General features: G+C 67.5%; 18 protein-coding genes. 13 read left to right on the top strand and 5 right to left on the bottom strand.

Annotated features, from left to right (window positions below; all coding sequences use genetic code 11):
• The first annotated feature begins 191 nt into the window (after nt 1–191).
• From ACYKG1_RS19630 to ACYKG1_RS19610, 5 genes are all read left to right on the top strand, one after another.
• Nucleotides 192–2,414 carry an NADP-dependent isocitrate dehydrogenase gene (locus tag ACYKG1_RS19630; RefSeq protein WP_478471157.1) on the top strand — a complete coding sequence of 741 codons (2,223 nt, stop codon included), beginning with the start codon at nt 192–194 and terminating at the stop codon, nt 2,412–2,414.
• A 308-nt stretch (nt 2,415–2,722) separates the two neighbouring features.
• Nucleotides 2,723–3,688, top strand: coding sequence for a hypothetical protein (locus ACYKG1_RS19625; protein WP_262227848.1), 966 nt, complete (start codon nt 2,723–2,725; stop codon nt 3,686–3,688).
• Nucleotides 3,681–4,229, top strand: coding sequence for a GTP-binding protein (locus ACYKG1_RS19620; RefSeq protein WP_478471156.1), 549 nt, complete (start codon nt 3,681–3,683; stop codon nt 4,227–4,229). The genes ACYKG1_RS19625 and ACYKG1_RS19620 overlap by 8 nt, the downstream gene beginning before the upstream one ends.
• Nucleotides 4,222–4,638 carry a roadblock/LC7 domain-containing protein gene (locus ACYKG1_RS19615; protein WP_262083583.1) on the top strand — a complete coding sequence of 139 codons (417 nt, stop codon included), beginning with the start codon at nt 4,222–4,224 and terminating at the stop codon, nt 4,636–4,638. Before ACYKG1_RS19620 ends, ACYKG1_RS19615 begins: the two co-directional genes overlap by 8 nt.
• A gap of 53 nt (nt 4,639–4,691) precedes the next feature.
• Nucleotides 4,692–5,051 (top strand): hypothetical protein, encoded by a 360-nt coding sequence (locus ACYKG1_RS19610; RefSeq protein WP_100474123.1) that lies wholly within the window; start codon nt 4,692–4,694, stop codon nt 5,049–5,051.
• 110 nt (nt 5,052–5,161) lie between these two features.
• Here ACYKG1_RS19610 and ACYKG1_RS19605 read toward each other — a convergent pair whose 3' ends face one another.
• Nucleotides 5,162–5,908 (bottom strand): KilA-N domain-containing protein, encoded by a 747-nt coding sequence (locus ACYKG1_RS19605; protein WP_478471155.1) that lies wholly within the window; start codon nt 5,906–5,908, stop codon nt 5,162–5,164.
• 238 nt (nt 5,909–6,146) lie between these two features.
• Here ACYKG1_RS19605 and aceK point away from each other — a divergent pair, with 238 nt between their 5' ends.
• Both aceK and ACYKG1_RS19595 read left to right on the top strand, forming a co-directional pair.
• Nucleotides 6,147–7,877, top strand: coding sequence for a bifunctional isocitrate dehydrogenase kinase/phosphatase (gene aceK, locus ACYKG1_RS19600; RefSeq protein ID WP_262227850.1), 1,731 nt, complete (start codon nt 6,147–6,149; stop codon nt 7,875–7,877).
• 80 nt (nt 7,878–7,957) lie between these two features.
• Nucleotides 7,958–8,848 (top strand): energy transducer TonB, encoded by an 891-nt coding sequence (locus ACYKG1_RS19595; protein ID WP_478471154.1) that lies wholly within the window; start codon nt 7,958–7,960, stop codon nt 8,846–8,848.
• Nucleotides 8,849–8,887: 39 nt separating this feature from the next.
• On the opposite strand, the gene ACYKG1_RS19590 is transcribed toward ACYKG1_RS19595, so the two are convergent.
• From ACYKG1_RS19590 to trxA, 3 genes are all read right to left on the bottom strand, one after another.
• Nucleotides 8,888–10,462, bottom strand: coding sequence for a sensor domain-containing diguanylate cyclase (locus tag ACYKG1_RS19590; RefSeq protein ID WP_478471153.1), 1,575 nt, complete (start codon nt 10,460–10,462; stop codon nt 8,888–8,890).
• A gap of 209 nt (nt 10,463–10,671) precedes the next feature.
• Nucleotides 10,672–12,417 carry a transcription termination factor Rho gene (gene rho, locus ACYKG1_RS19585; protein ID WP_100474118.1) on the bottom strand — a complete coding sequence of 582 codons (1,746 nt, stop codon included), beginning with the start codon at nt 12,415–12,417 and terminating at the stop codon, nt 10,672–10,674.
• Nucleotides 12,418–12,644: 227 nt separating this feature from the next.
• The gene (gene trxA, locus ACYKG1_RS19580) at nt 12,645–12,974 is read right to left on the bottom strand and encodes a thioredoxin (protein WP_005411275.1); all 330 of its coding nucleotides are present in this window, start codon (nt 12,972–12,974) and stop codon (nt 12,645–12,647) included.
• A 509-nt stretch (nt 12,975–13,483) separates the two neighbouring features.
• Between trxA and rhlB the strand changes: the two genes are divergently transcribed.
• The 6 genes from rhlB to ung all read left to right on the top strand — a co-directional run bounded on the left by rhlB (nt 13,484) and on the right by ung (nt 19,466).
• Complete coding sequence (rhlB, locus tag ACYKG1_RS19575) at nt 13,484–15,187, top strand: ATP-dependent RNA helicase RhlB (RefSeq protein ID WP_478471152.1); 1,704 nt, start codon at nt 13,484–13,486, stop codon at nt 15,185–15,187.
• A 238-nt stretch (nt 15,188–15,425) separates the two neighbouring features.
• A complete protein-coding gene (locus ACYKG1_RS19570; protein WP_478471151.1) occupies nt 15,426–16,169 on the top strand; it encodes a class I SAM-dependent methyltransferase in 744 nt (247 codons plus the stop codon).
• Nucleotides 16,170–16,268: 99 nt separating this feature from the next.
• Nucleotides 16,269–16,955 carry a cell division ATP-binding protein FtsE gene (gene ftsE, locus ACYKG1_RS19565; protein WP_014648630.1) on the top strand — a complete coding sequence of 229 codons (687 nt, stop codon included), beginning with the start codon at nt 16,269–16,271 and terminating at the stop codon, nt 16,953–16,955.
• A 3-nt stretch (nt 16,956–16,958) separates the two neighbouring features.
• Nucleotides 16,959–17,906: a permease-like cell division protein FtsX gene (ftsX, locus tag ACYKG1_RS19560; protein ID WP_262083577.1), complete on the top strand. Its 948-nt coding sequence runs from the start codon at nt 16,959–16,961 to the stop codon at nt 17,904–17,906.
• A gap of 7 nt (nt 17,907–17,913) precedes the next feature.
• Nucleotides 17,914–18,756 carry a response regulator gene (locus ACYKG1_RS19555; RefSeq protein WP_049424094.1) on the top strand — a complete coding sequence of 281 codons (843 nt, stop codon included), beginning with the start codon at nt 17,914–17,916 and terminating at the stop codon, nt 18,754–18,756.
• Nucleotides 18,753–19,466, top strand: a complete 714-nt coding sequence (gene ung, locus ACYKG1_RS19550; RefSeq protein ID WP_262083576.1) for a uracil-DNA glycosylase — start codon at nt 18,753–18,755, stop codon at nt 19,464–19,466. The genes ACYKG1_RS19555 and ung overlap by 4 nt, the downstream gene beginning before the upstream one ends.
• A 37-nt stretch (nt 19,467–19,503) precedes the next feature.
• Here the strand turns inward: ung and ACYKG1_RS19545 are convergent, their stop codons facing one another.
• Nucleotides 19,504–21,039 (bottom strand): serine hydrolase domain-containing protein, encoded by a 1,536-nt coding sequence (locus tag ACYKG1_RS19545; protein WP_478471150.1) that lies wholly within the window; start codon nt 21,037–21,039, stop codon nt 19,504–19,506.
• Nucleotides 21,040–21,080 lie beyond the last annotated feature (41 nt).

Here is a 21,080-nt window from a genome sequence, read left to right as displayed (position 1 = left end):
ACCGCCGCGTATGGCGTGGCTTTGCCCCGCGCGGCTGAAAACGCGACAATGCAGGGGTTTCCCCGTCGCGCGCCCACCCTGACGGCGACGGGGGAAAGCGTGGGGCCCGGCCCCGCGCGCGACACGGTTGCACGTGGCCCGGCGCTGGCGCCGGCCTTCCCCTGAGCACTGCTACAGAGTCCAAGTCCCCCATGTCCAAGATTCTCTACACGCTGACCGACGAAGCCCCGTTCCTGGCTACCCAGTCGCTGCTGCCGATCGTCGATGCCTACACCGCCACTGCCGGCATCGTGGTGGAAACCCGTGACATCTCGCTGTCTGGCCGCATCCTCTCGCAGTTCCCTGAACTGTTGTCCGATGCGCAGAAGGTCAGCGACGACCTGGCCGAGCTGGGCCAGCTGGCGACCACCCCGGACGCCAACATCATCAAGCTGCCGAACATCTCCGCCTCGGTGCCGCAGCTGAAGGCGGCCATCAAGGAACTGCAGGACCAGGGCTATCCGCTGCCGGATTACCCGGAAACCCCCGCTGACGACCAGCAGCGCGACTACAAGGCGCGCTACGACAAGGTCAAGGGCAGTGCGGTCAATCCGGTGCTGCGCGAAGGCAACTCCGATCGCCGCGCACCGCTGTCGGTGAAGAGCTACGCGCGCAAGCACCCGCACCGCATGGGCGCCTGGGCGTCGGATTCGAAGTCGCACGTCGCCCACATGGCCGCCGGTGATTTCTACGGCAGCGAGAAGTCGGCCACCGTGGCCAACGCCGGTTCGCTGAAGATCACTTTCCACGGCAAGGACGGCAGCACCGTCGTGCTGAAGGAAAAGACCGCGGTGAAGGCTGGCGAGATCGTCGATGCCGCCGTGATGAGCCGCAAGGCACTGGCCGCGTTCCTTGGCGAGCAGATCGCCGACGCCAAGGCCCAGGGCGTGCTGTTCTCGCTGCACCTGAAGGCGACCATGATGAAGGTCTCCGACCCGATCATGTTCGGCGTGGCGGTCAACGAGTTCTACAAGGACGTGCTGGCCAAGCACGCCGAGGTGCTGAAGCAGGCCGGTTTTGATGCCAACAACGGCATCGGTGACCTGGCCGCCCGCCTGCCGTCGCTGCCCGAAGCCACCCGCGCTGCGATTGAAGCCGACCTGGCGGCCGAGTACGCGCAGCGTCCGGGCGTGGCCATGGTCAACTCGGACAAGGGCATCACCAACCTGCACGTGCCGAGTGACGTGATCGTCGACGCTTCGATGCCGGCGATGATCCGCGACTCCGGCAAGATGTGGAACGCCGAAGGCAAGCTGCAGGACACCAAGGCGGTCATTCCGGACCGCTGCTACGCCGGCGTGTACCAGGCCGTCATCGACGACTGCAAGGCGCACGGCGCCTTCGACCCGGCCACCATGGGTTCGGTGCCCAACGTCGGCCTGATGGCGCAGAAGGCCGAAGAGTACGGCTCGCACGACAAGACCTTCCAGATCGCCGCCGATGGCGTGGTCAAGGTCACCGACGATGCCGGCACCGTGGTGTTCGAGCACGCCGTGGAAGCCGGTGACATCTGGCGCATGTGCCAGACCAAGGACGCGCCGATCCAGGACTGGGTCAAGCTGGCCGTCGAACGCGCCCGCCTGAGCAGCACCCCGGCCGTGTTCTGGCTGGACGCCGCCCGCGCCCACGACGCGCAGGTCATCGCCAAGGTCGAGCAGTACCTGAAGAACCACGACACTACCGGCCTGGATATCCGCATCCTGCCGCCGGTGGAGGCCACTGCGTTCTCGCTGGACCGCATCCGCAAGGGCGAGGACACCATCTCGGTGACCGGCAACGTGCTGCGCGATTACCTCACCGACCTGTTCCCGATCATGGAGCTGGGCACCAGCGCCAAGATGCTGTCGATCGTGCCGCTGATGGCCGGTGGTGGCCTGTTCGAGACCGGCGCCGGTGGTTCGGCTCCGAAGCACGTGCAGCAGTTCGTCGAAGAGGACTACCTGCGTTGGGATTCGCTGGGTGAGTTCCTGGCCCTGGCCGCGTCGCTGGAGCACCTGGGCAACCGCTACGACAACGCCGCCGCCCGCGTGCTGGCCAAGGCGCTGGACGAAGCCAACGGCCAGTTCCTGGACAACGACAAGTCGCCGTCGCGCAAGCTGGGCGGCATCGACAACCGTGGCAGCCACTTCTACATCGCGCTGTACTGGGCCCAGGCCCTGGCCGCACAGGACGAAGACGCCGCACTGAAGGCGCGCTTCGCCCCGCTGGCCAAGGTACTGACCGACAGCGAGCAGAAGATCGTCGAAGAGCTGATCGCGGTGCAGGGCAAGGCCGTGGACATCGGCGGCTACTACCGGCCGGACGTGACCAAGGCCAGCAAGGCGATGCGCCCGAGCGTGACCTTCAACGCCGCGCTGGAGCAGCTGCGCGGCTGATCCACTGCCGCCAGGTCGTGGCACCGGAACCCGCGCTTCGGCGCGGGTTTCTTTTTTGGTTCTGGGGTCAGATCCCTTTTGCCATGCAAAAGGGATCTGACCCCAGGCGATGAGACTGCGACATCCGTCGGCTGTCGGAATGCCGTCAAAGGGGTATGAAACTTGCCCGCGATGGCCGTCGCAGAACCGATAGGAGACGGCCTGCAGCCGCCCTCAATCTGAGCAGTTGATCACGACGGCCCTCGTCGGCAATGCCCTAGCCTTGGCGACACGAGGCCACCGGGGAGGTGGCCGCACGGGGAACACGGATGGCACGCGTGCTGGTAGTGGGAACCGACATCCAGGGCGAGCAGGCCCTGCTGCAACGGCTGCGCCTGGCCTCGGCACTGCCGGATGGCCAGGTCCGCCGCAGCCAGGATCTGGACGATTGCGACCTGCTGGTCATCCGAGATACCCCGGCACTGCGCAACGCGGCCCAGCGCATGCGCCAGCAACGCCCACGCTTGCAGTGCTGGATCGAGGATATCGGCGGCCAGCTGCGTGACGGCGACGGGCTCCAGGATGTGCTTGACGATGGTGCCATCGGCCGCGCGCTCCGCCGCATGCAGTTGGCACCGGAGTCCATGGCCATGCACGCACCCGCACCGATCCGTCTGGCCGATGGCGCGCACGCCATCACCCGCCTGCTGCGCGAGCGGCTGCCGTTGAGGCAAGGGCAGGCATTGTTGAGTGATGCAGGCGAGCCATTGCTGCTGATGGACCTGGAGCATGACCAGGCCGTGCTGTTGCAGGAGCCCGCGAGCGCGCTGGTGGAGCGCCTGGCCGATGCCTTCGAACGCCTGCAGCTGGATGCACTGACACCGGCGCGCCTGCAGGCGCTGGGTGGTGAGCGACCACGCCAGCCGCTGCGGCCGCTGTTATGGCAATGGGCGCAACGCAGCCGCCATTGGCAGGCACTGGACGAACGCCTGCGCGGCGCCTCGGTAAAGCTGCTGCGCTGGCCGGATTTCCGCGTACTGGGTCACGACCACGATGGCTTCCGCCTGTGCTCGCTGCTGCTCAAGCGCGCGTGCACGGTTGAAGAATGCGCGATGCTGCTCGAGTTGCCGGCTGCGGCGGTGCGCGATTTCATCCATGCAGCCTATCTCTGCGGTTACGCGCAGTTGCAGAGCGCCCCGGCGACACCGATGACGGCACTACGCGGCAATGGCGCCGACCACGGCCTGCTTGCCCGCCTGTGGCGGCACCTGCGCGGGAGCGAGCGCAATGCGTGAGCACAAGGTGGTGGTGCTGGGTGGCATGGGCAGCGGCAAGTCGACACTCGTGCGCAGCATCGCGGCCGGTGCGGTGGTCGACACCGACGTGGCCAACAGTGATCGCCTTGGCGCCGACAAGGCTTCCACCACCGTCGCGCTGGACTACGCAGACATCGACCTGCCCAACGGCGAACGCCTGCGTCTCTACGGAACGCCCGGCCAGCAGCGCTTTGATTTCCTGTGGCCGATCCTGCTGCAGGGCGCGCGTGGCGCGGTGCTGCTGCTGGATGCGCGCCGCGCCGGGTTGGCGACCGAACTGGAGGACTACCTGCAGGTGCTGCAGCCGTTCGCATCGTTACTGGCGCTGGTGGTGGCGGTCACCCACCTGGACCAGGCGCCACAGGCCGCACTGGATGGCTGCGCCGCCCGTGCCTGCCTTGACGGCCAGCCGCTGCCGCTGCTGGCCGTGGATGCCCGCGACCGCGAACAGGGACTGTTGCTGATGGATGTACTGATGAGCGAAATGGAAGCGCACGCATTGGTGGCGGCGCATGGCTGACGGGCATCTGGCGGTGCTGCCCGATGCCGGCCAGCGTGAGCGCCTGCAGCCGCTGCTGCAGGACCTGCAGCAGCGCGTTGAAGGCGTGCGCACGGTGGTGCTGGCCAGTGTCGATGGCTTCGCGCTGGTCAGCGCCGGCGCCGAAGGGCGCGGCGAACGGCTGGCGGCGATGACCAGCGCGATGCTGGCGCTGGCCGCAGCGGTGGGGCGCGAACTGGTGCTGGGCGATCTGCAGACGCTGATGCTGGAAGCGATGGGCGGCAAGGTGCTGATGCTGGCGATCCAGGCCGAAGGGCGCGCACCGCTGCTGCTGATGGCGGCCTGCGACCAGCGCAGCGTGATCGGCCAGGTGCTGTGGCAGAGCAGGGAATGTGGCCAGGCAATCCTGGCCGAACTCGGCGGAACGTGAGCCCGGCCGCAGGGGAACGAGGGGCTCGAACCAACATCGACAAGGGGTGCGACGTGGCTGGATTGACTGAATCGTTGGATGCACTGATGGGCATCGATGGCGCGCAGGCAGTGGCGCTGGTCGACTACGAAAGCGGCATGCTGCTGGGCGAAGCCGGTGCCGGCATGGACATGGAAGTGGCCGCCGCCGGCAACACTGAAGTGATCCGCGCCAAGATGAAGACCGCCGCGTCGCTGAACCTCAACGACAGCATTGAAGACATCCTGATCTCGCTGGGCAAGGCGTACCACATCATGCGCCCGGTGGCGAAGAAGAAGGGCCTGTTCTTCTACATCGTGCTGGACCGCACCAAGTCCAACCTGGCATTGGCCCGGCGCAAGGTGCAGGACGTGGAGACCGAACTGGCGATCTGAGCGAACGGCTTCTGTAGCCGAGCCATGCTCGGCTGCTGCGGTCTCCGCCCTTCGTAGCGTCGAGCCTGCGCGACTGCGGCAGAGGCAGCCAGGCAGGCTCGACGCGAATCTCAAGCTGCTGGAAGCAGCAGTGCAGAGACGAACGATAGAGCCTTGCTGTCGCGCGCGGCGAAGTACTTGGATGCATGATTGGGCAGCCACACTTCGTTGAAGTGGCGGCGGAAGTCCTCGTAGAACTCATTGGGATACAGCTTGGCCTGCACCGTGCGGCCGTCCGGGTAGGCGTGGTCATACGTGGGCAGTGCATCGGTGTTGACGCCGCGATGATCCCTCAGCCATTTGCAGAACAGGCGGCCTTCGGAGATGTCCGGCACCAGCGCCTGCGGGAGCGTGTAGCCCGCCTGCTCCAGCGGTGCGATCAGGTTCAACGTCAGCTCGTTGAGCATCGAGAAATGGGTGTACGGCACCTTGGCACGGTTCTGCATGTAGCGGTCGATGTGCACGGGCATCACCGCGTTGGCGCGGCCCTGCTGCCATTCCACCACCCACTGCGCGACCTTCACCGCGAACTTGCGCGACAACCACTGGCCGAGGTTGATGGCGAGGTACGGGTGGATCCAGGTACCCTGCATTGCCGGGTTTCCACCGGATACCACGTGGATCAGTTCATTCTCGGCCAGCTTCGTCTGCGCCATGAGTTCCTGCAGGAACTCCTCCGTTGATTTCAGCGCCCGGTAGTCGGACCAGCGCTTGCCGACGGACTGGCACAGGGCGGTGGCACTGATGTAGCCGTCGCGGGCGCGCTGCGGGATTACGTTGCCTTCCTCCACGCGCGGAATAAAGGTCATTTGCTGCATGCGTCACCTTGTGCCGTTGTTGGGCCTGACAGGGTAGGCAGCACGGGGGCGCGGGGTCTGTAGGAATCGTTGCGTTTGTCGCGGCGCGCAGTGGCGCGCTGGCCCCTCTGGGACCAAACCGATGCTCGGCTGTACTTCGGGCAGATCGCGGCAAACCAGGCCGGGCATAGGCTCGGCTCTACACAACCCACCCCACGCCAGCGTATGGTGAAGCCGGTCCTCCCGGGGTGAGCCCTGCATGTCCGAGCCTGACATCGCTGCCGAGCTGGCGCCGCGCATCGCCGGCGCCATCCGCGATGGTTTCGAGCAGTATCATGCCCGTTTCGCGGCGATCACCGCGCGGGCGCGGCAGCGCTTCGAGCAGCGCGACTGGGCCGGTGCGCGGCAGGATGCGGTCGAACGCATCGCCCTGTATGACCTGTGCATCGCCGAGCAGATGGATGCGCTGCGTCGCCTCGCCGGTGAGGCGATCGGCGAGCGCGCACTGTGGCTGCAGGTGCACGCGCGGTACAGCGCGCTGCTGCAGGGCCTGATCGATGCCGAACTGTACAAGACCTTCTACAACACGCTGTCGCGGCGTCTGTTCGCTACCCGGGGCGTGGACCCGGCGCTGGAGTTCATCGCTTTCCACGTCGAGCCGTCCGATGCAATCACCCACCCCGTCGCGCGGCATACCTATGCGGTCTCGCCGACGCGGCCGGTGGAGGCGCTGCAACGCGTGTTGGCCGACTACCGCTTCGACACCCCCTATGCGCACCAGTTGCGCTGCGCGGCGGCCATCGCCGTGCGGCTGCAGGATGACCTCGCCCATTGGGGTGACACGCCGGTACGCAGCATCGAACTGCTCGACACCGTGTTCTACCGCGAGCGCCGTGCCTACCTGGTCGGCCGCGTGTTCGGCGAGCACCGCTTCTCGCCGTGCGTGATCGCTCTGGTCAACGACGAGCGCGGCCTGCGTGCAGATGCAGTGCTGACCCGGCGCCGTGATGTCGCTCACCTGTTCGGTGTATCACGCAGCTACTTCCAGGCCGACCTGGGCACGGTCGGCGACGCCGTGGTGTTCCTGCGCAGCCTGCTGCCGGGCAAGCCGATCGACGAGATCTACACCGTGCTGGGCCGGGCCAAGCAGGGCAAGACCGAGCGCTACCGCACCTTCTTCCGGCACTTCAACGAGCACCCGCAGGAGCGGCTGGTGCACGCCGAAGGCACGCCGGGCATGGTCATGGCGGTGTTCACCCTGCCCAGCTATCCGCTGGTATTCAAGCTGATCCGCGACCGCTTCGCCTGGCCGAAGTCGATGTCGCGGCAGCAGGTGGAAGAAAAGTATGCACTGGTGTTCAACCTGGATCGTGTCGGCCGCCTGCTTGACGCACAGCCCTATCGTCATCTGCGCTTCCCGCGCGAGCGCTTCGCGCCGGCCTTGCTGGAAGAGCTGCTGCAGCAGTGCGCGCAGAGCGTACGCATCGATGGCGAGGAGGTCGAGATCGCACTGTGCTATGTGCAGCGTCGTTTCCGTCCCTTGAACCTGTACCTGCGCGAGCAGTCCCGGGAGGCGGTGCGCGCTGCGGTGCTCGACTACGCGCAGGCGATCACCGACATGGCACGCAACAACATCTTCCCCGGCGACATGCTGCCGAAGAACTTCGGCGTATCGCGGCATGGCCGGGCAGTCTTCTACGACTATGACGAGCTGTGCCTGGTCAGCGACTGCGTGTTCCGCGCCTGGCCGCAGCCGCGTACGCCGGAGGAAGCCATGGCCGACGAGCCCTGGTTCCATGTCGGGCCACGCGATGTGTTTCCCGAGCGCTTCGGCCCGTTCATGGGCCTGCCGGCGGGCGAGCTGGCCGCGGTGCGCGAACATTACCGGCACCTGTTCGATCCAGCGTGGTGGCAGGGCCTGCAGGAACGCTTCGCCCAAGGTGACTATCCGGACACGCCGCCCTACGCGGTGGCCCATCGCCTGGCCTGAACGGATTGGCGTGAACCGCCTGCCGGTCCCGTCCAGGCTGGGGTACGCTCGGGGACCACCTCATCACCATGGATCCGGCAATGATGCGTTCTCCCCTGTTCCTTGCGCTGGCCCTGGCGTTCACCGCCGGTGCTCCGCTGCTGCCGGCGGACGCCGTTGCCCAGAACGCGCGCGCGGTGCGCGCAGCTGCCGAGATGAGCATGGCGCTGTCGGGCAGTATCGACGTGGCGGCCGACGGTTCGGTCAGCAAGCTGGTCCTGGACCAGCAGGCGATGCTCGCACCGGGTATCGCATCGTTCGTGGAAGGCACCATCCGTGGCTGGCAGTTCGAGCCGACGCTGCGCGATGGCAGGCCGGTGGCCATCCACGCGCCGCTGCGGGTACGCCTGCGTGGCAAGGAGCAGGACGATGGCGGCTACCAGGTCAGCATGACCAGTGTCGACTTCAGTGAATATGATCCGAAGGCGACTGACTCGGTCACCCAGAAGCGCATGCCGCCACCGCGCTACCCCGAGGAGGCCTTCCGTAATGGTGGGCAGGGTGACGTACTGCTGCTGGTCCAGGTGGCGCGCGACGGTACCGTTGCCGATGTCATTGCCGAACAGGTGAACATGACGGTGGTCGCACCGGAACGGACCATGGCCAGGATGCGCGACATCCTCGCCAAGGCCAGCATCAGTGCGGCCCGCAAGTGGACCTTCGTGCCGCCGACCACCGGCGAGGACAGCACGCGGGACTCCTGGACCGTGCGCGTGCCGGTCACCTTCGCACTGAACAACAATGGCAACGCCCAGCCGGAACGTTACGGGCGCTGGCGCGCCTTCATTCCCGGCCCGCGCCAGGCCGCACCGTGGCGCACGCCGGATACCGCCGGGCAGGCGGGCAGTGATCTGCTGCCGGCCGGCGGCGTGTACATGGTCGATGGCACCCAGCGCGGCCTGCGCCTGCTGACGCCGCTGGCGCAGCGCTGATTCCAGCGCGGTGAAACAGCCGGCCTGGCCGGCTGCTTCTCAGTCCGCGTATGGGTAGACCACCACCCGGTTGCGGCCTCGTTCCTTGGCCATGTACAGCGCCTTGTCGGCCAGCCGCAGCGCCTGTTCGGCATCGACATGGAAGCTTGGGAAGTGGGCGACGCCCAGCGACACGGTGATGGTGCCCACCGGCTCGAACGGATGGTCGGCGATGTGCTGGCGCAGGCGCTCGCCGGCCTGGCGTGCCGAGTCGGTACTGATGCCCGGCAACAGCAGCAGGAATTCCTCGCCACCGGCGCGGCAGAGGATGTCGCTGTCGCGCGAGTAGCGGCGCATCTGGTCAGCGATATGGACGATGGCGGCGTCGCCGACGTCATGGCCGTGGCGGTCGTTGATCGATTTGAAGCGATCGATATCCAGCGCCAGGATTGCGAACGGTATGCCCTGCACCTGCAGTGCATCCAGCGCTTGCTGCAGGCCCCGGCGATTGAGCAGGCCGGTCAGCGGATCGGTGCGGTTGGCACGGCTGAGTGTACCGATCCGCTCCTGCAGGGCGTTGAAGCTGTGCAGTACCGCCTGCTTGAGCTGGGCAACCTCGAAGTACCACGCGCGGATGCCGCTGACGTGGTTGATTGCATTGCCGGTGTCCTCGCCGCCCTGCACATTGCGCGCCAGCTGCCACAGCGGCATCGAGATGCGCCGGGCGAACCACCAGGTGATCAGCAGCGAAAGCAGGCCGAGCGGAATCGCGTTCCAGATCACCGCGGTCATCAACCGCGACAGCGGCTGCAACGTGGCCTCGGTCGGCCGCTGGGCGATGATGCCCCAGCCGGTGGCCGGTACCGGCGCATAACCAGCCAGCATCGACACGCCGAGGTTGTTGCGTACCTGCTGCGCGCCGCGTTCACCGCGCACCACCGCCTTCACCGCCGGGTTGCCGACCACGTAGTCGCCGACCCGCGTGCCGTCGGCGTGGTACAGCAGGCGGCCATGGCGGTCGACCACGTACAGGTAGGAGCCATCTCGATAGTAGTGCTTGCCCAGCAGCGTGTGCAGCGCGCTGCGCTGGCGCAGGTACAGGGTGCCGCTGACGTAGCCGCGGTAGCGGCCCTGGCGATCGAAGATCGGGTGCGACAGCGAGACCAGCAGCTTGCCCGTGGCCGACTGGTACGGGTCACTGATCATCGGCTGGCGCGCGGCCAGTGCGGCGTTGTTGCCGACGCTGTGCAGGATCTCGCCCTGCAGCTGCAGGGTCTGCGGCGAGGTGGCGATCACCAGGCCGTCGGCGTCCACCACCAGCGAGGAGTTGAAGCTGTTGGTCTGCAGCTGCAGGCGGCTGGCTTCATCCTGGGCCTGCTTCGGATCCAGGTCGCTCTGGCCGAGCCGGGTGGCGGCGTAGGCCAGCTCCTGCTGCGCGGCCAGCAGGAAGTTCTGGGTGGTCTCGGCCAGCTTGGTGGCATAGACGCGGTTGGCTTCCAGGGTAGTGCCGACCAGCTGGTCGCGCTGCACGCGGTAGCTGGCCAGCAGGGTATTGGCCAGGGCGATGATGGCGCTGAGCAGGGCCAGGGCGAGGATCAACTTGCCCAGGTTGAGGCGGGGAGACAGCGTTGGCATGCGTCGACGGATCCGGCAGGAGGCTGGACCCGACCGGTTCTCCGGAAGGGGCGACAGCGGGAATCGGTGCCCACGCCCGCAGGGCCGGGCAGGGTGGTGGGCGGATTATCGCCAAAAGCGGTCGGCGGCAAAGTGAAGTGGGTCGCCCTGCAGGCAAAAAAAAACCTGCCGCAGCGAGCGGCAGGTTCTTTTCGATGCAACACCGTGGATCAGCGCTTCATCGAACCGAAGAACTCGTCGTTGGACTTGGTGTTCTTCATCTTGTCCAGCAGGAACTCCATCGCGGCCATTTCATCCATCGGATGCAGCAGCTTGCGCAGGATCCAGATCTTCTGCAGCAGCTCCGGCTCGATCAGCAGGTCTTCGCGGCGGGTGCCGGAACGGTTGATGTCGATGGCCGGGAACACGCGCTTTTCAGCGATACGACGGCTCAGGTGCACTTCGCTGTTGCCGGTGCCCTTGAACTCTTCGTAGATCACCTCGTCCATCTTCGAGCCGGTATCGACCAGCGCGGTGGCGATGATGGTCAGGCTGCCGCCTTCTTCCACGTTGCGCGCGGCACCGAAGAAGCGCTTCGGGCGGTGCAGGGCGTTGGCGTCCACACCACCGGTCAGCACCTTGCCCGAGCTCGGTACCACGTTGTTGTAGGCGCGGGCCAGGCGGGTGATGGAGTCCAGCAGGATCACCACGTCCTTCTTGTGCTCGACCAGGCGCTTGGCGCGCTCGATGACCATTTCGGCCACCTGCACGTGGCGCGCGGCCGGCTCGTCGAAGGTCGAGCTGATGACCTCGCCGCGCACGGTGCGCTGCATTTCGGTCACTTCTTCCGGGCGCTCGTCGATCAGCAGCACGATCAGGTGCACGTCCGGGTGGTTGGTGGTGATGGCGGTGGCGACCTGCTGCATCATCATCGTCTTGCCCGCCTTCGGCTGGGACACGATGAGCGAGCGCTGGCCCTTGCCCTGCGGTGCCATCAGGTCGAGGATGCGGCCGGTGATGTCTTCCGACGAACCGTTGCCACGCTCCAGGGTGAAGCGGCGGCGCGGGAACAGCGCGGTCAGGTTCTCGAACAGCACCTTGTTCTTCGACGCTTCGATCGGCTCGCCGTTGATGGTGTCGACGATGTTCAGCGCGAAGTAGCGCTCGCCGTCCTTCGGGAAGCGGATGCGGCCGGAGATGTGGTCGCCGGTGCGCAGGTTGAAGCGGCGGATCTGGCTGGGCGAGATGTAGGTGTCGTCCGGGCCGGCCAGGTAGCTGGCTTCGGCCGCGCGCAGGAAGCCGAAGCCGTCCGGCAGGATTTCCAGCACGCCGTCGGCGGCGACGCCGTCGCCGTGGCGGGTCAGCACCTTCAGCAGGGCGAAGATCACATCCTGCTTGCGGGCACGGGCAACGCCTTCGGAGATCTGCAGCTGCTCGGCGATTTCCAGCAGCTTCTGCGCCGGCATGCGCTTGAGGTCGCTCAGCGAGTAGACCGGGAAGCCCTCGGGCACGTTGGCGTGCGGGCGCGGCACGAACGGCTGCTGCTCGCCGCCGTCCTGCGGCATGCCGTCATCACGGCCACCGCGGTTGCGGTCACGGTCGCGACGGTTGCGGAAACGGTCGCGGCGATTGCCCTGGCCCTGCTGGCCGTTCTGGTTGTAGGGATTGTTGTTCTGACCCTGGCCCTGGTTCTGGCCACCGCCCTGGTGGTTCTGCTGGCGCTGTCCGGATTCGCGACCTTCGCCACCCTCACCGCCGCCGGAGGCGGGGGCTTCAGCGGCAGGCGCGCTCGGCGCGGGGGCGGCTGCAGCCGGTGCCGGCGCTTCGGGCGCGGCTGCCAGCGGCAGGGTCGGTTGCGCCGGAGCGGCGCTGGTTTCGGCGGCTGCCGGAGCGGCGGCCTTGCTCACGCGGGGCTTGCGCACGCGCTTTTCGGCGGGCGCATCGGCGCTGCCGGTTTCGGAAGTGTTATCGGACAAGAGCGTTATTCCTCGCTTGAAGGTGCGAGCGCCCGGCTGGGGCGGCGAACGTTGGGAATGGGTCTGGAAGAAACTGCGTCCAGAGGGTGCGGCACGCGAACGCGGCCGGATATGCCGACACTATCATCGGCCTGCGGCGCCACGCAAGGGTCGCCAGGAACAGCATTCATCATGGACGCTGGGCGCCCGCCGGCAGCCGCGGGCGGCGGCTGCCGGGAACAGCAGGATCAGGCCAGGGCCTTGTCCAGCAGGCCGGCCAGCTGGGCCTTGCCCACCGCACCGATCTGCTCGCCGACCTTCTCGCCGTCCTTGAACACGACCAGGTACGGAATCGAACGCACGTGGTACTTGGCGGCCAGCGCGCGGTTGTGGTCGACGTTGACCTTGGCGATCTTGGCGCGGCCCTGGTAGGCATCGGCCAGTTCGTCCAGCGCCGGGGCGATCATCTTGCAGGGGCCGCACCACTCGGCCCAGAAATCGACCAGCACCGGTTCCTTGGAATTCAGCACTGCGCTATCGAAGTCGGCGTCGCCGACATGTACAACCTTGTCGCTCATCTTGGTTTCTCGTCTTGGATTGCACCCGGCCATGCCGGAGGTGGGTGAACTGGGCCATGCCCGGTGGCGCGACCCTCGTCGTTGCCTCGCGGCGCACTGCCGCGGTGCGTTCGGCGGGATGCCTGGACGCTCACGGCCGGCAGTGTACCCCTATCGCAGGGCCGGGACAGGCGCCGGCTGGAACCCAGCGTATCGTGATCGCTTCGATGCCCGGTATGTGCCGGATTTCACTGTCTTCCTGTACATGGGGCTGGCAGTGGGCGACACCAACGGCCCTGGGCAGGCCGTTCAAGTCCGGTGTGGCTGGGTGAAGGTGGCGTCTCCATGTTCGGTGAGACGCCGCATTCCGGTTTGCCTGCCCGAGTGCGTTAAACTGGGCCATTGTGCGGCGCGCGGACCAGGTGGTCCCAGCCTGCCAACCCGCCGCAGGGGCCGCAGTTTGCGACGGTGCCCCTAGACGATGAAGTGCCAGCCGCCCCACGGGCCGGCGGCCATACCAAGACGGACTCATGAGCGACAAACCGCTGACCGATTTGACCTTCTCCTCCTTCGAGCTGCACCCGGCCCTGCAGGCCGGCCTTGAAGGAGCCGGATTCACCCGTTGCACCCCGATCCAGGCGCTGACCCTGCCGGTCGCGCTGCCCGGTGGTGATGTCGCCGGCCAGGCCCAGACCGGCACCGGCAAGACCCTGGCCTTCCTGGTGGCTGTCGTGAACCGCCTGCTGACGCGTCCGGCCCTGGCCGATCGCAAGCCGGAAGATCCGCGCGCGCTGATCCTCGCCCCGACCCGCGAGCTGGCCATCCAGATCCACAAGGATGCGGTGAAGTTCGGTTCCGACCTGGGCCTGCGTTTCGCCCTGGTCTACGGCGGCGTGGATTACGACAAGCAGCGCGAGCTGCTGCAGCAGGGCGTGGACGTGATCATCGCCACCCCCGGCCGACTGATCGACTACGTCAAGCAGCACAAGGTGGTTTCGCTGCACGCCTGCGAGATCTGCGTGCTGGACGAAGCCGACCGCATGTTCGACCTGGGCTTCATCAAGGACATCCGCTTCCTGCTGCGCCGCATGCCGGAACGCACCATCCGCCAGACCCTGCTGTTCAGCGCCACCCTCAGCCATCGCGTGCTGGAGCTGGCCTACGAGCACATGAACGAGCCGCAGAAGCTGGTGGTCGAAGCCGAGACCATCACCGCCGCGCGCGTGCGCCAGCGCATTTACTTCCCGGCCGACGACGAGAAGATCCCGCTGCTGCTGGGCCTGCTGTCGCGCAGCGAAGGCGCGCGCACCATGGTGTTCGTCAATACCAAGGTGTTCGTCGAGCGCGTCGCCCGTTCGCTGGAAAAGGCCGGCTACCGTGTCGGCGTGCTGTCCGGTGACGTGCCGCAGAAGAAGCGCGAGAGCCTGCTCAACCGCTTCCAGAAGGGCCAGCTGGAGATCCTGGTGGCCACCGACGTGGCCGCGCGCGGCCTGCATATCGACGGCATCAAGTACGTCTACAACTACGACCTGCCGTTCGACGCCGAAGACTACGTGCACCGCATCGGTCGTACCGCGCGCCTGGGCGAAGAGGGTGATGCGATCAGCTTCGCCTGCGAACGCTACGCCATGGGCCTGCCGGACATCGAGGCCTACATCGAGCAGAAGATCCCGTCTGAGCCGGTCACCAAGGAACTGCTGACCCCGCTGCCGCGCCCGGAACGCCCGGCCCCGGCCGCTGGCGAGGAAGGTGAGGAGAGCGAGAGCGTCGGCCAGATCTTCCGTGAAGCGCGCGAAGCACGTGCCGCCGAAGAAGAGCGTCGTGGTGGTGGTCGCAGTGGTGGCCGCTCCGGCGGTGGCCGTGGCGAGCGTCGCGACGGTGAGCGCAGCGGCGAGCGCCGTTCGCGTGGCCCGCGCAAGCCGCGCGTGGAAGGCGAGCAGTCCGCAGCTGTCCCGGCCGAAGGTGCCGTCGCCCAGGCCCCGCGTCCGCCGCGTGCCGAGGGTGCGCCGGAAGGTGCCGTGGATGGCGAGCGCAAGCCGCGCAAGCGCCGTCGTCGTCGCCACGGCCGTCCGGTCGAGGGTGGCGAGGGCATGCAGGCTAACGCCGGCAACGGTGCCAGCCCGGTGACCCCGGTGCAGGTGGTGGCCAAGCCGGTGCGCACGGCGGCCGACTCCGGCGATTCGTTCCTGACCCGCATCGGCCGCAAGATCCGCCGGATGCTGTCGGGCAACTGAGCCGGTAGCGCCCGACCGTTGGTCGGGCGACATCCAGGGTGTGCCGACCAACGGTCGGCACCCACCACGCCGGACCGGCAGCACCCGACCGTTGGTCGGGTGGCTTTGAAGGGTAGTGCCGGCCGATGGCCGGCATGCCGCGCAGCCGCCTGCCACGCAACGTTGTCGCATCTGACTCTGGCTGCGCCTGCCGGCCTCCAGCCAAGCTGGCTCCTCACGCATGCGGAGGACTCACGCGATGGCATCCGTACCCTGTTACGACGCATTCGATCTGCATTACGCGCAGCACGTGGCGGCCTCTGCATCCCGTCCGCTGGAACGCCGGACGCTGCTGGAGCTGGCCGGTCCACTGCAGGGGCGGGATGTCATCGATCTGGCCTGCGGCTCCGGCGATTTTGGCCGCCACCTTCTGCTGCACGGGGCACGTAGTGCCCTTGGTGTCGATCTGTCCGCCGCGATGATCGAGCAGGCGTGCCGGCTTTCCCGGCAAGGCGGTGACGCCATGCAGTTCCTGCACGGCGACGCGACCCGGCTGGACCTGCCGGCCCGCTTCGATATTGCCGTGGCAGTCTGGCTGTTCAACCACGCCGATACGCTGCAGGAACTGGAGCGCATGTACCGGGCGGCGGCCCACGTCCTCAGACCGGGCGGACGGCTGCTGGGCATCGTCACCCATCCGGCCTTCCGCTTGGCCCGGGGCGACTTCTCGCGCTACGGCGCACGCATCGTCCGGCAGCAGGCGCTGGACGATCATCACCTGGTGGAGGTCGCGTTCGCCGATGCTGCCGAGGCCCGCGTCACCGACCATCAATGGCGCGCGGACCAGCATGAGCAGGCGGCCGCCCGCGCGGGGCTGCCCGGGCTGCAGTGGCAGGTGCCGGCGCCGACGGCGGCGGAGTGCCAGGGCCGGCCTGCCGGCTTCTGGGATGAATACCGCGACAACAACGCGTTGGTGGTCCTGCACGCCCGCAGGGAGGGCTAGCGCCCGGCGAGGCCCGGCGGGCGCAGCCGCGGATCGAAGATTCCGCCGGGCCGGGCCCGGCGCTACCGATCCGTCGCGCCGGTCCTGCATAATCGGGGCATGAGTGTCCTGCGCTTCGACAATGTCAGCAAACAGTACGCCGGTGGCCACGAGGCGCTGATCGATGTCAGCTTCGAGGTCGCGCCGGGCGAGATGCTGTTCGTCACCGGCCATTCCGGTGCGGGCAAAAGCACCCTGCTCAAGTTGATCCACCTGGACGAGCGGCCCAGCCGCGGCGCGGTGGTGTTCGACGAGCGCAACCTGCTGAAGGTGCGCGGCGGCGACGTGCCCCGCCACCGACGCGCGGTGGGGGCGGTCTACCAGGACCATCGGCTGCTGATGGACCGCTCGATCGCCGAGAACGTGGCGCTGCCGCTGATCCTGCGTGGCACCCGCCGTGGCGACATCAGCAAGCGCGTGCGCTCGGTGCTCGAGCGGATGGGCCTGGGCCATCGCGAGAAGGCGCTGCCCTCGCAGCTGTCGGCCGGCGAGCAGCAGCGCGTGGGCATCGCCCGCGCCATCGTCGGCGAGCCCAAGCTGCTGGTGGCCGATGAGCCGACCGGCAACCTCGACCCGACCCTGGCGGCGGAGATCATGGCCCTGTTCGCCGAGCTGCCTTCGCGCGGCACCAGCGTGCTGGTGGTCAGCCACGACCTGCCGCTGCTGCGCCGCATGCGCAAGCGCGTGCTGATCCTCGACCACGGCCGGCTGGTGGATGACATCTCGCCGCAGGACCTGGCGGAGTAACCGATGGCGAAGAACGAAAACAGCGAAGCCGCCGCCCCCTCGCGTGTGGGTGTCTGGTTCCAGCACCACGTGCACAGCGTGGTGTTCAGCCTGGGCCGCGCCTGCCGCAAGCCGTGGGCGACCCTGCTGACGGTGATGGTCATGGCATTGGCGCTGGCGTTGCCGCTGGGGCTGTCGATCGCCCTGGACAACCTCAAGCAGTTCGCCGGCAGCGTGCAGCAGTCGCGCGACATCAACGTGTTCCTGAAGGGCAACGTCGATGGCCCCGGCGCGCTGCGCCTGGCCGGCCAGCTGCGCGACCGCGACGACGTGGCCGAAGTGAACGTGCGCACGCCCGAGCAGGGCCTGCAGGAACTGCGCGATGCCGGCCTCGGCGAGGCGATCGACGCACTCAACGACAATCCACTGCCTTCGTTGCTGGTGATCACCCCCGGCCAGGGCAAGGATGACGCGCGCCTGGCGCGCGCGCTGGAAGGCCTGCCCGAGGCCGACCTGGTGCAGCACGATGCGCTGTGGCGCCAACGCCTGGATGCCTGGCTGGCCTTCGGTGCGCGGCTGGTGCAGGTGCTGTCGGTGCTGCTTGGCGTGGGTGCCGCGCTGGTGGTCGGCAACACGGTGCGCCTGGACATCCAGGCCCGCCGCGAAGAGATCGGCGTGCTGCAGCTGCTGGGCGCCAGCGATGGCTTCATCCGCCGCCCGTTCCTGTACCTGGGCGCGTGGTACGGCCTGGGCGCCGGTGCGGTGGCGCTGGCCCTGATCGCCGCCGCCGGTGCCGCGCTGCGCGTGCCGCTGGCCGAACTTTCGCGCAGCTACGGCAGCCCGTTCGTGCTGCACGGCCTGGACCTGCTGCACGGCGGCCTGGTCCTGCTCGGCACGCTGCTGCTGGGTTGGCTGGGCGCCTGGCTGGTCACCGGCCACTTCCTCCGCCAGACCCGCCCGACCGACACCTGAGACCGGCATGCAACCGCAAGCGCTGAAGCACCTTGAAGGGCCCGCGACGCGGGTGATGGTGGTCGATGGTTCGAAACTGGTCCGCAAGCTGATCGCCGACGTCCTGCAGCGCGACCTGCCGGGCGTGGAGGTGATCGGCTGCGACAGCATCGAGGATGCGCAGCAGGCGCTGGCGCAGGGCCCGGTGGACCTGGTGACGACCTCGCTGACCCTGCGCGATGGTGACGGCCTGGCGCTGGCGCGGATGGTGCGCGAAGCGGCCGGCCAGGCCTATGTGCCGGTGATCGTGGTCTCTGGCGATGCCCAGCAGCACCTGGAGCAGCGTCGCTTCACCGAGTACGTCACCGACTATTTCGACAAGGCGCTGGGCCACGAGGCACTGGCGACCTTCATCCGCGGCTACGTGCAGCCGCAGACCATTCCCGGCGCCACCATCCTCTATATCGAGGACAGCCGCGTGGTGGCCGAGGCGACCAAGCGCATGCTGGAACGCCAGCAGCTGAACGTGCTGCACGTGGTCAGCGCCGAAGAAGCGTTCACCCTGCTGACCGCCGAGTCGCTGGGCCGCAGCCGCCACCGCATCGACCTGGTGCTGACCGACGTCACCCTGAAGGGCGAACTGAGCGGCCGCGACGTGGTGCAGCGCGTGCGCGTGGACTTCGGCTACGGCAAGCGCCGCCTGCCGGTGCTGGTGATGACCGGCGATGGCAATCCGCACAACCAGACCGGGCTGCTGCAGTCCGGTGCCAACGACCTGGTGCTCAAGCCGATCGAAGAACGGTTGCTGGTTACCAAGGTGCTGTTCCAGCTGCGGCTGGCCCGATTGAACGATGGACCTCTGTTGCGATGATGGATGAAGTAGCCGACACCCCGACGATCCAGCTGGAACCGAGCTGGAAGCAGCATGTCGGCGATTACCTGCTGCAGCCGCAGATGCGCGAGCTGTCCGCCTTCCTGCGCCAGCGCAAGGCCGGTGGCGCGGCGGTGTTCCCGCCCGGCCCGCAGATCTTCGCCGCGTTCGACGCCACGCCGTTCGAGCAGGTGAAGGTGGTCATCCTCGGCCAGGATCCATACCACGGCCGCGGCCAGGCGCATGGCCTGAGTTTCTCGGTGCCGCCGGGCGTGCCGGTGCCGCCGTCGCTGCTGAACATCTACAAGGAGATCGAGAGCGATCTCGGCATTCCGCGCCCGGACCACGGCTGCCTGATGCCGTGGGCGCAGCGTGGCGTACTGCTGCTCAATGCGGTGCTGACGGTGGAGGAGGGCAAGGCCGGTGCGCACCAGGGCCGTGGCTGGGAAGGCTTCACCGACCACGTGGTGGACGTGCTCAACCGCGAGCGCGAAGGGCTGGTGTTCATGCTGTGGGGCGCCTACGCGCAGCAGAAGGGCAAGGTCATCGACACCCGCCGCCATCGCGTGCTGAAGTCGCCGCATCCGTCGCCGCTGTCGGCCCATCGCGGCTTCCTCGGCTGCCGCCATTTCTCGATGGCCAACGAGTACCTGCAGCGCCGCGGGCAGGCCCCGATCGACTGGTCGTTGCCGCCGCGTTCCGCGCTCTGAGCGGGCCGGGCAGTAGCCCGGCGCCGCCAGCGATGGATCAATGGCCCGCTGCTGGCGCGATATCCGCGCGCCGATAGTAGGCACGCGCACCTTCGGCGATCACGCTGAGGGCCTGGACCGTGCCGTCGCCACCACGGTGGAACAGCAGCTCTGCGCCCACGCTGCCGGCGAGGAAGCGAACAGGGGTCAGCGCCTGGAGCACGACGGCCTTGTCCCGTCCTGGAAGGCGCAGTTCCAGTCCCGCTTGGCCTGCCTGTAGATCCAACGTCGTGGCTTCGAACCAGTCAGCGAGACCGCCGCGGACGTCCATCGGCAGCGCGCCATCGAGTACGAAGTGACCGCTGAAACCTGGGTAGCTGTCGCGCAGAAGCGCCGGGTCAAGCGTGCGGATGACTGGTTTGGCATTGTGGCCGAGTGCATCGGAAAGGGCATTGCGGATTTCCCCGCGCAGTGCGGGGCCGTTGTCGCCATTGGTCAGGATGACGAATCCATCGCCGCTCTCCGGGTAGCCTTCAATGCCGGCGTGATAGCTGTCATTGCTGCCGTTGTGGAAGAAGCGGCGACTGGCGCCGGTGCCGGCCAGCTCCGGACCCAGGCCACGACCGGCCGGCGCCACTTCGCTGACCATCTGCAGGGCCAACGACTGCGGCAGCCATCCATCCTTGGTGCGGATGCTGCGCAGCAGGGCCGCGACGAACAGGCCCATGTCGTTGGCGCTGGTCCACAGCCCGGACGCCGCCTGTTCCGGAAAGCTCTGCCAGCCGCGTGGCAGGGCCTCCGGCTGGCCCTTGTTGTCATGGGCATGGGCAACGTTGCCGTAGCCGGCAGGCAAGGGATTCTGGTACGTGCTGCGGGACATGCCCAGTGGCGCGAACACCTCGCGACGTGCGACGTCGGCGAATGCTCTGCCGGTCAGGTCTTCGATCGCCAGCTGCACCACCGTGTAGCCGCCACCGGAATAGTCGACCTGCTGGCCGGGCGCGTGGATCAGGCGTATCGGTTCATTCTTTGCAGGCGCCAGTCCATCCAGTGTCTGCAGCAAGGTCGGCAAGCGTTCGGCAGGCTGGTAGTCCTGGAAGCCATGCACATTGAAGCCGGCGGTGTGCGAGAGCAGCATGCGCAGGTTGATCGGCGGGTGCAGTCCCTGCGCATCGGCAGGCACATGCCAGCGACGCAGCCGAAGGTCGATGTTCTCTTCCAGCGAGACTGTGCCGGCGGCAACCAGCTTCAGGGTGGTTGCTGCAGCGCCCATCTTGCTGACCGAGCCCACCGAGAACACGGTATCGGCATCCACCGCATCGCGCGTGCCCGCCTGGCGCAGGCCGAATCCGGCGGCGTATACCACCTGGCCATTCCGGATCACCGCAACGGCAGCGCCCGGTATCTTGTAGTGGGCGAGGCGTTCCTCGATCGACCACTGCGGCAGCGCGGCGCCCAGCTGCGCGGTGCTGGGGCGCAGGCCATGGGCCATTGCCTGGGCAAAGCGCGCAGGGTCTTCAGCACTGGCGTCAGTGGCCATCACGTGGAACGGAGTCAGGGAGACCAGCAGCGAACACAGCAACAGTCGGTTCATCATCGACATCCTTGCAGGAGTGGAAGAGCGGGCGGGATCGG

The sequence above is a fragment of the Stenotrophomonas sp. 85239_Sma genome (genome assembly GCF_056481725.1).
This window is presented reverse-complemented; position numbering and strand designations above follow the sequence as displayed.

Bases quoted from the DNA above. Each gene is read 5' to 3' on its own strand.
- ACYKG1_RS19630 (WP_478471157.1), top strand. From the start codon at position 192: ATGTCCAAGATTCTCTACACGCTGACCGACGAAGCCCCGTTCCTGGCT.
- ACYKG1_RS19625 (WP_262227848.1), top strand. From the start codon at position 2,723: ATGGCACGCGTGCTGGTAGTGGGAACCGACATCCAGGGCGAGCAGGCC.
- ACYKG1_RS19620 (WP_478471156.1), top strand. From the start codon at position 3,681: ATGCGTGAGCACAAGGTGGTGGTGCTGGGTGGCATGGGCAGCGGCAAG.
- ACYKG1_RS19615 (WP_262083583.1), top strand. From the start codon at position 4,222: ATGGCTGACGGGCATCTGGCGGTGCTGCCCGATGCCGGCCAGCGTGAG.
- ACYKG1_RS19605 (WP_478471155.1), bottom strand. From the start codon at position 5,908: ATGCAGCAAATGACCTTTATTCCGCGCGTGGAGGAAGGCAACGTAATC.
- aceK (WP_262227850.1), top strand. From the start codon at position 6,147: ATGTCCGAGCCTGACATCGCTGCCGAGCTGGCGCCGCGCATCGCCGGC.
- ACYKG1_RS19595 (WP_478471154.1), top strand. From the start codon at position 7,958: ATGATGCGTTCTCCCCTGTTCCTTGCGCTGGCCCTGGCGTTCACCGCC.
- ACYKG1_RS19590 (WP_478471153.1), bottom strand. From the start codon at position 10,462: ATGCCAACGCTGTCTCCCCGCCTCAACCTGGGCAAGTTGATCCTCGCC.
- trxA (WP_005411275.1), bottom strand. From the start codon at position 12,974: ATGAGCGACAAGGTTGTACATGTCGGCGACGCCGACTTCGATAGCGCA.
- rhlB (WP_478471152.1), top strand. From the start codon at position 13,484: ATGAGCGACAAACCGCTGACCGATTTGACCTTCTCCTCCTTCGAGCTG.
- ACYKG1_RS19570 (WP_478471151.1), top strand. From the start codon at position 15,426: ATGGCATCCGTACCCTGTTACGACGCATTCGATCTGCATTACGCGCAG.
- ftsE (WP_014648630.1), top strand. From the start codon at position 16,269: ATGAGTGTCCTGCGCTTCGACAATGTCAGCAAACAGTACGCCGGTGGC.
- ftsX (WP_262083577.1), top strand. From the start codon at position 16,959: ATGGCGAAGAACGAAAACAGCGAAGCCGCCGCCCCCTCGCGTGTGGGT.
- ACYKG1_RS19555 (WP_049424094.1), top strand. From the start codon at position 17,914: ATGCAACCGCAAGCGCTGAAGCACCTTGAAGGGCCCGCGACGCGGGTG.
- ung (WP_262083576.1), top strand. From the start codon at position 18,753: ATGATGGATGAAGTAGCCGACACCCCGACGATCCAGCTGGAACCGAGC.
- ACYKG1_RS19545 (WP_478471150.1), bottom strand. From the start codon at position 21,039: ATGAACCGACTGTTGCTGTGTTCGCTGCTGGTCTCCCTGACTCCGTTC.